The 13,046-nt window shown below is 46.7% G+C and carries 10 protein-coding genes; 5 read left to right on the top strand and 5 right to left on the bottom strand.

Going from position 1 to position 13,046, the window contains the following annotated elements:
* Positions 1-108 precede the first annotated feature (108 nt).
* On the top strand, positions 109-2,130 hold the full coding sequence (locus AYW76_RS09205) for a hypothetical protein (protein ID WP_067218904.1): 2,022 nt from the start codon (positions 109-111) through the stop codon (positions 2,128-2,130).
* Between the two features lie 327 nt (positions 2,131-2,457).
* Positions 2,458-3,042 (top strand): LysE family translocator, encoded by a 585-nt coding sequence (locus AYW76_RS09200; RefSeq protein ID WP_067218899.1) that lies wholly within the window; start codon positions 2,458-2,460, stop codon positions 3,040-3,042.
* A 15-nt stretch (positions 3,043-3,057) separates the two neighbouring features.
* Here AYW76_RS09200 and AYW76_RS09195 read toward each other — a convergent pair whose 3' ends face one another.
* Complete coding sequence (locus AYW76_RS09195; RefSeq protein ID WP_067218895.1) at positions 3,058-3,450, bottom strand: SufE family protein; 393 nt, start codon at positions 3,448-3,450, stop codon at positions 3,058-3,060.
* Entirely contained in the window at positions 3,443-4,660 is a 1,218-nt protein-coding gene (locus AYW76_RS09190) for an aminotransferase class V-fold PLP-dependent enzyme (RefSeq protein WP_067218892.1), read from the bottom strand. Before AYW76_RS09190 ends, AYW76_RS09195 begins: the two co-directional genes overlap by 8 nt.
* Before the next feature lie 166 nt (positions 4,661-4,826).
* Between AYW76_RS09190 and AYW76_RS09185 the strand changes: the two genes are divergently transcribed.
* Together AYW76_RS09185 and AYW76_RS09180 are read left to right on the top strand one after the other, a co-directional pair.
* Positions 4,827-6,518, top strand: a complete 1,692-nt coding sequence (locus AYW76_RS09185) for a GntR family transcriptional regulator (protein WP_082866175.1) — start codon at positions 4,827-4,829, stop codon at positions 6,516-6,518.
* Between the two features lie 107 nt (positions 6,519-6,625).
* Entirely contained in the window at positions 6,626-7,855 is a 1,230-nt protein-coding gene (locus AYW76_RS09180; RefSeq protein WP_067218885.1) for an aminotransferase class V-fold PLP-dependent enzyme, read from the top strand.
* 9 nt (positions 7,856-7,864) lie between these two features.
* Here the strand turns inward: AYW76_RS09180 and AYW76_RS09175 are convergent, their stop codons facing one another.
* The 3 genes from AYW76_RS09175 to AYW76_RS09165 all read right to left on the bottom strand — a co-directional run bounded on the left by AYW76_RS09175 (position 7,865) and on the right by AYW76_RS09165 (position 10,255).
* Positions 7,865-8,497, bottom strand: a complete 633-nt coding sequence (locus AYW76_RS09175) for a DsbA family protein (RefSeq protein ID WP_067218880.1) — start codon at positions 8,495-8,497, stop codon at positions 7,865-7,867.
* A gap of 98 nt (positions 8,498-8,595) precedes the next feature.
* The gene (locus tag AYW76_RS09170) at positions 8,596-9,792 is read right to left on the bottom strand and encodes an amino acid aminotransferase (protein WP_067093633.1); all 1,197 of its coding nucleotides are present in this window, start codon (positions 9,790-9,792) and stop codon (positions 8,596-8,598) included.
* A 268-nt stretch (positions 9,793-10,060) separates the two neighbouring features.
* On the bottom strand, positions 10,061-10,255 hold the full coding sequence (locus AYW76_RS09165) for a PA3496 family putative envelope integrity protein (RefSeq protein WP_067035575.1): 195 nt from the start codon (positions 10,253-10,255) through the stop codon (positions 10,061-10,063).
* Between the two features lie 166 nt (positions 10,256-10,421).
* On the opposite strand from AYW76_RS09165, the gene uvrD reads away from it, so the two are divergent.
* Entirely contained in the window at positions 10,422-12,632 is a 2,211-nt protein-coding gene (gene uvrD, locus AYW76_RS09160; protein ID WP_067218877.1) for a DNA helicase II, read from the top strand.
* Positions 12,633-13,046: the final 414 nt, after the last annotated feature.

Below are 13,046 nucleotides of genomic sequence, written 5' to 3'. Positions count from 1 at the left end.
GCCTCGTCAACATATCTACCCCAATATTCCCATCCAGACTAAACTTTTTTCAATAAACGCATCCTGCGTTGTACACAACGGAAACACATGCCATTTCAAGGAAGCACAATGAGTATAGAAGCGACAAGACAATACCAACTATTAGATAATGGATCCTATCTCGTATTTGCATCGAAGCCAATCACCGAGCTAAATGAAGGCGAGCAAGTTACCTTTACCATTGAAAGAACAAGCAACCTGAGTACAAGCGAGACGGTGCACTGGGAAGTCACCGAAGCAGGTGATGCACTACAGCAAATTCTGCAAATCCAAGGTACCTTAAGCGATACCTATATCAATGGCGATCGAAGCACTGCTCTACTCAGTAGTTTTGCCTCCGATATGGCGGGTGACTTGGTATTCTCAGCTGGACAGAAAAGCGCCAGCATGACCGTTGCGACACACGACGACCCAAGCATTTCAAGCAATCCTTACCGCTCCTTTCCTCTGGTGTTAACACCTGAGGATAGCGAGTCTTTTTCAGTTAACTATGGGATCGCAGATCAACAAAGCCGGACCATCGAATTGATACCGAATCAAGCCGCAAAATTCATGACCGAAGGCGGTCAAGCCGTCGAAATCCAAATAGCGCTTGAAACAGATACGCCCTACACCTTAACCCTGAATGAATTGCATGAGGGCGGCGATGTCACAGCAAACGAGTCCCCCTTTACATTAGAGTCGTTTGAAACATTTGCTATTTACAGCCCAACCGGCGTGCTTGTTACACCCACCTTAGCAAAAGATGCCACCACGATTACTTTTACACCGACAGAGTCAGGTCAATACCGCATCATCTTTGTCGGTGACCGTGCTACGCATGATGTGTCCATTACTGAAAAAGACAGCGATGCGCTAATCACCTATGTCAATTTCGCCAACGATGACAGCCAAGTGACCACAACGGATACGTCCTATGAGCTGGACATATTCACTGATACACTAGATCGCGAGCTCTCTTTGTACTCTTCGCTAGACCCAACACACATCGAAGAAGGTGAAGAAACCATCATCACCCTAGAGCGCTCAAGCAATCTGGATGTTGATGAAACCTTTGTCTGGGCCATAAACCTTAATAGTCTATACAATTCCGCCCGTGATCAAATAGATTGGGAGAGTTTTGAAAATCAAAATCCCGAATATGATCAAATAGATTGGGAGAATTTGGAGAATCAATGGTCAGAGTTACCGGAGTATTTCCTTCCATCTTATCAACAGGCCGATTGGGCCGATGTAAACTCACCATTAACGGGGCTGTTGCATTTTGCCGCAGGTGAATCACAAGCGTCATTTACCTTTTCAGCCACAGATGACCACGCTCTAGAGTTTAATGCGGAGCGCATTACCTTGGCATTAAGCCCAATCTCTGAGCTGCCCAACATCGCTGGACTGACGCATACTGTGAGTTATATCGAAGAAGTAAGCGAGGGTGTTTTTGAACAACGTACAAAAGTAATCACTGAAACTCTAACGCCTGACGACGTTCTCGCCAATGACGGTATCAATACCACATTAATCATCGCTGATAATGAAAGTCCGCAACAAACCATGTCCGTCGACGATCACCTTACCTTTGTTCAGAGCGAAGCAACCCCGGTTGGAATCAGCATCGAATTCGACACACCAGGGCAATATGTCTTCGACTTAGCTTTAGTGCAAGACGGTAACTACCAAGGAGAAAACCGAGCCGAAATCACTATTTTTGACAGTCAAGGCAATCAAATTGATACCTTATACACTGACCATGAGGTACTTGTAAGCTTTAACCTCACGGCACAAGACACGGGACAGTATTCATTTGTGTTCGACAGCGAAAAAGGGGCGGAGAAGTTCTCTTTAGACGTCTATAAAGACTACACAAACGACGCCTTACAGTTCTTTAACAACGATGAAGAAGCACTCGCGCAAGCCGCTGAATTAGTGTTGGATGCGGTAGCAGATAATTATATTGCAGGACTCCACCAGCAGGCGCAAAACCTTGGCATCGATACCACCTTACTGTCTGGAATCGTAAATGCGGCTGGACTAAACGGCGTCAGCATCAACGACATAAACCAATACTTCTTAGACGCAGGCCTAAGCCCACTTTAGTTAGACTGCGCTGTGCGCAGGAAAAGGGTTACGTACTCATGAAAAACCGCGGTCCTACCATGTGGAACATGCTTTAGTAGGACTGCGCTGTACGCAGGAAAACACTCATGTATTCATGTGAATTAGCATGGGTGTGCATACCATTTTACTGTCATGGTACAAGTTATTTAAGAATAACTACGCTTAAACATTTCGTGATTTCGAATATTATTGTTCATATCTTCTATATCCCAAACCTACTCATACAAGCACGTTGTATGTGCGATGGGCTTTTGGTCGCAGATAAAATCTGCTCATTGGTGACTTACCTAATTAATGAGTCACATTATGGAAAGCCAGTTAGCGTTTTTAGCCATTTGCCTTGCATCGGCGGCTTCACCAGGGCCAGGTGGTTTGGCGGTGGTCAGTAACAGCATTAACCACAATCTTCGCCGTACCTTACCGGTGATCTTTGGCATTGCCACAGGGCTTATGTTGGCATCTTTACTGGCCAATACATGGCTGTTAGCCGTGATTCATTCGAGTGAGCAAGCGTTTCAAATCATGACCTGGTTATGCAGTGGCTACATCGCCTATTTAGGCTGTAAAGCGCTGTATTATGCTAGCCGTGAAATGACCATTGCCGCACAGGGTTACAGCTTTAAAAATGGCGTACTGATTTCGCTGTTGAACCCGAAAACCCTAGTTTTCTTCGGGGCGCTCTTTCCAATGTTTATTCCTGATCAAGGGCATTTTATTTCCTATGCGATCTTACTGACCTTAGAGCTGGTATTGATTACCTTGGTCATTCATATTTTGGTGTCATCAGCGATCGACAAAGTCTCACATTTGCTACAACACCACCTCGTCGCGATTAATCGCGCTACCGGTGTGATGTTTATCGCATTAGGAATTAGTGGTTTTATCTTTTAACAAAGCAGAGACAGTTTAGGTCTGAATCTGCTGTAAAATCCTCAATATCCCATTAGTACGAGAGCTGGTGAGGTAGCTAGACAGGTTAAACTCATTCAGCTCTGCGGCCAGATCCATTGCTTGTAACTCGGCTTTGCTGTGGCCATTAGTAAGGCTTAAGATCACCATGAGGACACCACGCATGAGTTTGGCGTCGCTGTCGGCTTGAAAAGTACATATGCCATTTTCTTGGCGCTCAATTAACCAGACGGCGCTTTCGCAGCCTTTTACCTTGTTCTCTTCAATCTTTTCAGCATCCGTCAGTCGCTCAAGCTGTTTGCTAAGGCTTACTAACTCTTTAAAGGTAGCTTCTTTACTGGTGCAGGCTTTTAGTTGTGCTTGGATAGCGTCGCGGTTTAATTCAGTCATCACCTAATATCTCTATGGCTTCGAGAAGAACATCACAAAAGCGGCGTGCTTCGGATAAAGTATTGTAACAAGCAAAGGATGCGCGCAGGGTACTGCTGACGCCAAGTTGGGCCATCAGTGGATGGGCACAATGACTGCCTGCGCGGACGGCAATGCCTTGGCTGTCCAAGTAGCCGTTTAAATCCAATGTATGAATACCGGGCACACTGAGAGACACCACTGTGGTGTCTATGGCAGGCGAGTAAATTTCAATGTCATTATTGAATTTCAGCTCGTCGTAGACATAGCGCGCCAGCTTTTGCTCCCAGATCAGCATGTCCTCACGATCTTGGCTGGCCAGAAAATCACACGCTGCTGAAAGGCCAATCACGCCTTCGATATTGGGTGTGCCCGCTTCAAGCCGGTAGGGCAGTGTATTAAACTCGGTGCTGTTGTAGGTCACGTGGCTGACCATTTCACCGCCGGTTTGCAAAGGCGTTAGCACGTCCAGTGCATGGGCTTTACCGTACAGCGCGCCAATGCCTGTTGGACCATACATTTTGTGGCCGGAGAAAGCATAGAAGTCGCAATCCAGCTCAGTCACATCCACTTCATAATGAGCAACGGCTTGTGCGCCATCCACTAAGGTAAAGGCGCCTACGGCTTTCGCTGCCGCTAGCATGTCTTTGAGCGGAGTCTTTACTCCGATGGCATTGGATATCTGAGTGCAGGCAAAAATACGCGTGTGTTCGTTAAAGTAATGGGCGTATTCCGGCTCCCACTCACCCTTTGATGTAAGTGGTAGTACACGCAAGCGCGCGCCAGTCCGAAACGCTAATTGCTGCCAAGGGACGAGATTTGCATGGTGTTCAAGACTGGTGATTAAGATTTCATCATCGGGTGTGATACACCACTCAAGGCCATGAGCCACTTGGTTAATGGCTTCCGTGGTGCCTTTTGTCCAAATGACATAGCTGTTTTCGGGCGCATTCAGAAACTGTGCGACGCGATCGCGGGCGTGTTCAAATTGAGCGGTGGCGCGATCACTAAGGTAATGGGCTCCCCGGTGAACATTGGCGTTGCTGGTGGTGTAATAGGTTATCAGAGCATCCAATACCACCTGTGGTTTTTGAGTGGTGGCCGCATTGTCGAGGTACACCAACGGGTGCTCGTTCGCTTCCATTGACAGGATTGGAAACTCATCTCGAATTGTATTTGCGTCAAAAGACATACACCACTCACTCAGACCGTTTTTGAAAATAGGGGTAAATTGTACCTCAAAATGAGCTAATGGCTGCAATAATGCATGTTACAGGTGGTAAACACTTGTCATTTCAGCCTGATTCGCTAAGGTTCTAACAGAATGCACAGATTTAGACATTAAAGGTACAGTGACCGTGGCGGACTTTTTATACAAAGGCGTAGTGGATTGGTTTTTAGAGCAAATGAGCCAAGGGAAATTGGCCCCAGGGGATAAGATGCCGTCCCTGCGCAAACTTGCGAAACAGCTTGAGCTGAGTCTCAATACCGTGATTCATGGCTACGATTTGCTGGCTGAGGAAGGCTGGATCGAGTCTCGTCCTAAATCCGGCTACTTCGTATGTCATAAGCCCAGCGTGAAGCACGCTCATGTGCTGGCCGGTGATAAAGTGGTGCAGTTTGGCGAGGCGTTGAGTAAGAAAATGCCGTGGTCTGCTTTATCACATCGTGCTGCGATGGTGGACCAAAGTGATGAATTCTTGATTGCGAGCGTCAAACAGGGGGAATCGGATCTGCCTATTTTAGGCAAAGGCCATCTTGCGGTACGTGAGGCGGTAAGTGAGCACTTACGTAAAGTCGCTATCAACGTCCATCCATCGCATATTTGGCTAGGCCGTTCCCCATTGTCTATGTACACCCAAGCGGTTCAAACATTGACGGATCGCGGTGACGCTGTGCTGGTGATCACCCCATGTGATCCACGTTTAACCTCGACACTGATTAATCTTGGTCGCCAAGTATTTACCTTAGCCGCGGGTGAAAGAGGGGTCGATTTGGATGAAGCCGTGCGTTGTATGCGTGACGATGCCATTAAATTGGTCGTGTTCCCAAGTCAGTTTGCTTTCCCAAGTGGTAGTGAAGTGTCAAATCTAAGCTTGCGCCGTTGGTTAGCTATTCTCCAGCACGTTGCAATTCCTGCGATTGAGTGGGATATGACGTCGCATCTTGGCTATAAATCCTCGACATTGATGACGTACAAGTCCTTAGACGATAAAAACCAAGTGGTGTACATCGGTGGCGTAGAGTCAAAAGGTGTCGACCGTAACGCAGCATGGTGTATTCCTGGTCAGTATACGGACTTGGAAGGGGCTTTATTGAGTGCTGACTTAGCCTTGAGCGATCCGCAGCAGCAAGCGCTTATGGACGCCTTGCAATCGACGCAGCGTCAGTCTTTGATGCGTCGAGCTCGTCAAATATGGTCTGTGGCGGAGAAATCGAAAAGCATCTTGGAAGCGGCGTTGGAAAATACCGTGCGCTTTGCCAGTTGCAAAGGCGGGTTAACATTATGGCTGCAATTGGATCAGGCGCTTACCGATGCGCAGATGACGCAGCTGTTAGCGAAACATCGCCACGGTATTGTGCCGGGTTATTATCTGTCAGCGCAAAACGATGCGGACCATTGGTTGGCAGTCAATGTGACCTACGATGCGATCGATAAGCTAGCTTTACAGCTCAGTCGTTTTGTCAAAGCGTCGAAGGTGGCGGATACGATCGAATCTGACTGCGCCGAAGCGCTGTCTCAAGTGGAAACGGAGCCGGATATGACCGACGAGTCATCAACGGCACCGCAAACCTCAGAATCAGAAACTTCTGGCTTACTACTCGAACCGAGTGATTTTGAGTTAGACGATGTAATGCTGAAAGAAGGCGAGACAGAAACAGAACTGGATGCGCTGCAGTCAGTTACTGATGATAGTGCCCTAGTTGATGACGCCCTACCAGCTGACGTGAAGTCTGACGCGCCTCCGGAATCTGAAAGCAACGAAGAAAAAACGTCGAAAACCGTCTATAACCCTATGTTGGATTTGATCAATCACGATTTTGGCTAATCCCAACTTCTTGCATAGAGTGTGATTTCCGTTTTCAGGGTAAGCATTTTTTCTGAGTCCTCCTATACTGCTAATAAATCAAACATTTAGAGTAAGGAGGCACTCGCATGCCCGCATTGGATTTGCAGTTTGTTCGTTCACAGTTCCCTGCATTTGATGAGCCTACGTTGGCAGGCCAAGCGTTTTTCGACAACGCGGGTGGTGCTTACGCCTGTTTGCCTGTGATCGTGCACCTTAATCGCTATTACCATCAAAGCAAGCTTCAGCCCTATCATCTGCATCCTGTATCTCAAGATGCCGGTAAGCAAATGGACGAGTCCCATGATCGTTTGGCTGGGTATCTTAATGTCTTGCCTGAAGAAGTACACTTAGGCCCGTCTACTTCTCAAAATACCTATGTATTAGCGCAAGCGTTTGCGCATCTTTTGCAAACTGGTGATGAAATAATTGTTACCAATCAAGATCATGAAGCCAACATAGGCGTATGGCGCCGGCTTTCTGAACGTGGCATTGAAATTAAAGAGTGGCGCGTTAATACGATTACAGGTGAGCTGGATCTAGCTGATTTGGATACACTTATTACGGATAAAACTAAATTACTGGCGTTCACGCATTGCTCCAATATAGTGGCGCATATTAACCCAGTGAAAGAAATTTGTGCCAAAGCCAAGCAAGCTGGCGTGTGGACCGTTGTCGATGGTGTGGCGTATGCTGGTCATGGCTTCCCTGATGTAAAAGAGCTAGGCGCTGATATCTACCTGTTCTCGCTTTATAAAGTATTTGGGCCCCATTTAGGCGTTATGGTAGTGCGTCAGGCACTAGCGTTACAGTTGGGGAATCAAGGACACTATTTCAACGGTGGGTATCGGCATAAGTGGTTCGTCCCAGCGGGACCTGACCATGCGCAAGTGGCGGCGGCCCGTGGTGTAGTAGATTACTTTGATCGGTTACATGATCATCATTTTGACTCCAGCAAAGACATCAGTGTGAGAGCCAGCAATGTACGTAAGCTTCTACATGATGCCGATGCAGCGTTGTTACCACAGTTGTTGGATTATGTTTCAGAGCATCCAAAGCTGACGTTGGTTGGTCCTGCAGACTTCTCAAAGCGTAGCGCAACGGTGTCTTTATTAGCTACTGAGCAAACACCTCAAGAATTGGCGGCTAAGCTTGTGAAACAAGGGATTATTTGTGGCGCTGGGCATTTTTACGCGGTGCGCTTGCTTGAAGCGCTGGGCGTGGATCCGGCGACCGGTGTGTTGCGATTATCTTTCGTACATTACACCAGTCAGGAAGACATCAATCAGCTGCTAGAAGCACTTGATAAAGCGCTTTAACCCCTAGAATTAAAGAGATTTTAGGCGCTGTTCAATCTGTGCCAACATCGGCGTGTGATCTTGATAATCTATGGATATTTCCATCAGTTCTTCGCCGATGAGTAATGCCAGTGACGGAAATGAGTTCAATCCCAACTGACGTGCGTTATCGATTTCTTTTTCGGCTAATTCTTGTTGCAGAGAGTATTGCATGCTGAGTAAAAAGCCATCGCGGTTTAAGCCTATCTGTTCGGCACAATCCGCAAGGGTACTCAAGTTAGAGGGGTTTTTAGCGTCTAAGTAATAGGCCTTTTGAATTGCGTGATACATCTCCATTTCAAGGTTTTGGTCACGCGCGACCAAACAAGCACGATTAGCAGGATAGGTTGAGCGACGAGGCTCTGTATCTGTCCAAAATCGGTAGTTAAATTTTGTCCCCAAACTTTGTTCGATCTGTTGCCACGTCCCTTGCAGTTTCTCGCGCATGGCGACTGGCATCGGTTCATTTGAGTCCACCGCCAATCCACCCAGCATCGGCTGTATGATCAAGTCTTCACGATCTATGTGTTTCGCTAGCGCTTTTTGCAATGCAGTCCAAGTTGGTCGGAACCCCCAACACCAACTACACATCGGGTCGTAGCAATAAATTAATGTTGCGGTCATGTCTTTGTTCCTCATACTTGGGCCTTGCTATAAAACGCAAGGCAAAAAAAAGCCAGCTGAGTGATCTCGGCTGGCTTTTATTATTAAGCGATTAGCGCTTAGCTAGCAAGTACCTTAGCAATGCCTTCGCACAGTGGTTCCATATTGTCTTTTGTCATACCTGCAACGCTGATACGACCAGAGCCCACAATGTAAATACCAAAATCGGTACGCAGTTGTGCGACTTGATCAGGTGTTAGACCTGAGAAAGAGAACATACCATTTTGATGTGAGATGAATGAGAAGTCTTGCTCCACACCCTTCGCACGCAAAGTACTCACAAACAAGTTGCGCATTTCGTTAATTCGCGTACGCATTGCTTGTAGCTCTGTTTCCCAAAGGCTACGCAGTTCCGGATCTGTTAGGACTTCAGTGACAACTGCTGCGCCGTGTGCTGGTGGGTTAGAGTAGTTTGCACGAATACAACGTTTAACTTGAGAGAACGCAGCGTCTGCTTGCTCAGATGTTTCACATACAACGGTAATGCCGCCAACGCGCTCGTTGTACAAACCGAAGTTTTTAGAGAATGAGTTAGCGATCAGCATTTCTTGAGCTTGGTCCAAGAAAACACGTAAACCTGCCGCATCTTCTTCTAGGCCACTGCCGAAACCTTGGTAAGCAAAGTCAAACAATGGCAGGAAGCCTTGTTTGCTGCAAAGTTTTGCCAATTGTGCCCATTGCTCTGTGGTCGGATCGATGCCTGTTGGGTTATGGCAGCAACCATGGAACAGAACAACGTCACCTTCTGGTACTTGTGAAAGGCTAGCAAGCATGGCTTCGAAATCCAGTGATTTAGTTGCTGCGTCGTAATACGCGTAGCTGCCAACTTCCAAACCAACTGATTGGAAAATTGCTTGGTGGTTCGCCCATGTTGGGTTACTTACCCAAACGGTTGCACCAGGTAGGTGTTTTTTGATGAATTCTGCTGCAATACGTAACGCACCAGTACCACCAGGTGATTGAGCGGTACGGGCACGTTGTTTAGCGATGACATCGTGGCCTGCACCAAATAACAGCTCTTGAACAGCTTGACGGTAAGCTTCTGTGCCTTCAATGCTCAAGTAGCTTTTGGTCTTCTCGGTTGCGACTAAACGCTCTTCAGCTTGCTTAACAGACTTTAGAATTGGCGTCGCGCCTAGCTCATCTTTATAAACGCCTACACCTAAATTAATTTTGTTTGGGTTTGGGTCGTTACGATAAGCATCATTTAAGCCGAGAATAGGATCAGCAGGTGCAACTTGAATGTTTTCGAACATGATGACTCCCCATAAGGGTTATATGTACTGTTTTTATTGTGCGTTGACGGTAAAAAATCAGCCGTAATGTTACTCGAAGCGTGTTCCCTTCGCTATAACAAGAGACAAAATTGGTTTGTAAATACGACAATAATTGACAAATAACAGAGGGAAAAAGCGTGTAGGGGAGGACGTCACTCAAATCTTGGTTTAGGATCTGAATTTAAAGGTAAAGCAGTCCCACTGGCACAGCTTGCGAGACTGCCAGAATGTGGTGTGACGTTTGGGGCTATTCGTCCCAGCCGTCTGAAATCGCTTGATTAAGGCGCTTTTCTTCTAGGTAAGCTTCAATTGCTCGCCGAGCTTTCAATAAGCGTTCGCTATCTTCTTTCTGGTTGCGTTCGTTTTCCTCTTTCTTCAAGCTGATGGAAGCGTGTAACAGATCGGTTTTAACTTCGGAAATAATTTCCGCTGGCGTACTCATCATTTTTTCCTCACAGGTCCATTTCGACGACAGAAATGCACACATCACTGTCATCGACAGGTGAAAAAAGTCAAAATAGACAGACATCAAGACTTCAGTGATATAAAAAACGCTAACTGGTCAAAAATCAACCTATTTATTATGAATTTTTTATTGGCGGATACGAATGGATGTTTCTTTTATCCTCGATGCTTTGAACGATAAGCAGCGGGAAGCGGTGGCAGCACCGTTACAAAACAGCCTAGTGTTAGCAGGCGCAGGGTCTGGTAAAACGCGCGTGTTAGTGCATCGCATTGCTTGGCTGATGCACGCTTACGACATTTCCCCCTATAGCCTGATGGCCGTAACTTTTACCAACAAAGCGGCGCGCGAGATGCAAGGCCGTATTGAGCAATTGGTGGGCGTACCGCCACAGGGTATGTGGGTTGGCACTTTCCACGGTATTGCGCACCGTTTACTGCGCGCTCATTGGCGTGATGCAGGGCTGAAAGAAAACTTCCAGATCATGGACAGCGATGATCAGCAACGGTTAGTGAAACGCATCATGCGTGAGCTGAGCATTGATGAGACACGCTGGCCGCCGAAGCAAGTTTGCTGGTTTATCAACGCGCAAAAAGACGAAGGTCGACGCGCGGCCCATGTGCCGGACAGCCATGACCCGTTTTCTCGCGGTATGCGTGAAATGTATTACCACTACGAAGAAGCCTGTGAGAAAAACGGCTTGCTGGACTTTGGTGAGCTATTATTGCGGGCTCATGAGTTAATGTTGACCACGCCGGCCTTGTTGAAGCATTACCAACAGCGTTTTGTACATGTATTGGTGGACGAGTTTCAAGACACCAACACCATTCAGTACGCGTGGCTACGCTTAATGGTTGGCGACAGCGGCACGATTACAGCAGTAGGTGACGATGACCAATCTATTTATGGTTGGCGTGGCGCGAAAATTGAGAACATTCAAAGCTTATCTAAGCACTTCAAAGACTTGCATACGATTCGTTTGGAGCAAAATTACCGTTCTACGGGGCATATCCTAAAAGCAGCCAACGGTTTGATCAGTAATAACGACGATCGTTTAGGCAAAGAACTTTGGACAGACAGCGGTGAAGGTGAACCGATCTCGGTATACGCTGGCTTTAATGAGCAAGATGAAGCACGTTTTATCATCGAGATCGTCAAGAAGTGGCGTGATGACGGTACAGCGTTAAAAGATATGGCCATTCTGTATCGGTCTAACGCGCAATCGCGTGTGATCGAGGAATGCTTAGTTAGGGAACAGATTGCTTACCGGATTTATGGTGGTCACAGATTCTACGATCGTCTTGAGATTAAAAATGCCTTAGCGTATGCGCGTTTGGCCATTGATCCTAACGACGATGGTGCAATGGAGCGTGTGATTAATGTACCGACACGAGGCATTGGTGAGCGCAGCATTGGCACCATCCGCGAACTGGCACGCGACCAAGGCTGCTCTATGTGGCAAGCCGCTGACCAGATTGTTACTCATAGCTTAATGCCTGCTCGCGCTTCGAATGCTATCAAAGGTTTTATGCAGTTAATTCATGGTATGGCAACGATATTGCAAAATCCTGATCTTGGCTTAGGTGATATCTTTGATCAGATTATTGCTGAAGCTGGCTTGATTCCCTATCACGAGAAGGAAAAGGGCGAGAAAGGCGAAGCCCGTGTAGAAAACTTAAAAGAACTCGTAAATGCGGCGAGTGGTTTCAATTGGCTAGACTCGGAGGAAGAGTTTAGCTCGCCGATGATGGCGTTTTTGGATCAAGCGGTTCTCGATGCGGGCGAAGCTCAGGCCGATGAATATCAAGACTCAGTACAATTGATGACTTTGCATTCAGCTAAAGGCTTAGAGTTCCCATTGGTGTTTTTAGCAGGTGTTGAAGAAAACCTATTTCCGAACCGAATGTCCTTTGAAGAACCTGGTCGTCTCGCGGAAGAGCGTCGTCTGTGTTACGTTGGTATTACTCGTGCGATGCAGAAACTCTATATTACCTACGCGGAATCCCGTCGACTATATGGTTCTGAATCGTTTAATAGTCCATCGCGTTTTATTCGTGAAATTCCAGAAGAGTGTTTAGAGGAAGTGCGCTTACGTTCACAAGTAGCGCGTCCTGTGTCAATGCAGCGTCCAGACTACTCGGCTTCAGTACAGCGTCAGAACCAAAACATTCTCCATGGGCATCAGGTGCCTGAGACGAATGTCTCCATGGGAGATCGTGTTAAACACCCGATCTTTGGCGAAGGCTTGGTTGTGAACTATGAAGGCCAAGGTCCCCAGGCACGTGTTCAAGTGAACTTTGATGATGCCGGCACAAAGTGGTTAGTTTTATCATTCGCTAAGTTGGAAGTTTTATAGAGGCTTCTAATAAGTAACTAGTTTCCGTTTTATCAAATGAGGCTGTAACTTGCTGTAACTGCATGAATTGAATAAAGAGCCTCATTTGAAGTGGCTTGTTTAGATATGTCGGAGTTAATCGAGTCGCTATAGCAGGGAATATGGTGTGATTGGTGGTATATTGATCAGTTTTATCTGGGGTTAGTTTATTATTTGAACGATCCTAGCGATTATTAAGTAAAAAGTGCATTTTTATTAATTTAACTCAAAAACCGCTTGCGCTAAAAATTCAGATGCGTATTATACGCCTCCACTGACACGGACAACGCTTCACAACAACGAAGCACAACGCGTCAGCCGCTCTTTAAAATAGATAATCAGATAATTTGTGTGGGCGCTCGCTGGAGACTTCTAAAAATTTTGAAGTCTTAAATG

Source organism: Marinomonas gallaica, assembly GCF_001639745.1.
Lineage (GTDB): Bacteria > Pseudomonadota > Gammaproteobacteria > Pseudomonadales > Marinomonadaceae > Marinomonas > Marinomonas gallaica.
Note: the sequence above shows the minus strand (reverse complement) of the source record. Positions and strands in the feature narration are given on the sequence as shown.

Bases quoted from the DNA above. Each gene is read 5' to 3' on its own strand.
- AYW76_RS09205 (WP_067218904.1), top strand. From the start codon at position 109: ATGAGTATAGAAGCGACAAGACAATACCAACTATTAGATAATGGATCC.
- AYW76_RS09200 (WP_067218899.1), top strand. From the start codon at position 2,458: ATGGAAAGCCAGTTAGCGTTTTTAGCCATTTGCCTTGCATCGGCGGCT.
- AYW76_RS09195 (WP_067218895.1), bottom strand. From the start codon at position 3,450: ATGACTGAATTAAACCGCGACGCTATCCAAGCACAACTAAAAGCCTGC.
- AYW76_RS09190 (WP_067218892.1), bottom strand. From the start codon at position 4,660: ATGTCTTTTGACGCAAATACAATTCGAGATGAGTTTCCAATCCTGTCA.
- AYW76_RS09180 (WP_067218885.1), top strand. From the start codon at position 6,626: ATGCCCGCATTGGATTTGCAGTTTGTTCGTTCACAGTTCCCTGCATTT.
- AYW76_RS09175 (WP_067218880.1), bottom strand. From the start codon at position 8,497: ATGACCGCAACATTAATTTATTGCTACGACCCGATGTGTAGTTGGTGT.
- AYW76_RS09170 (WP_067093633.1), bottom strand. From the start codon at position 9,792: ATGTTCGAAAACATTCAAGTTGCACCTGCTGATCCTATTCTCGGCTTA.
- AYW76_RS09165 (WP_067035575.1), bottom strand. From the start codon at position 10,255: ATGAGTACGCCAGCGGAAATTATTTCCGAAGTTAAAACCGATCTGTTA.
- uvrD (WP_067218877.1), top strand. From the start codon at position 10,422: ATGGATGTTTCTTTTATCCTCGATGCTTTGAACGATAAGCAGCGGGAA.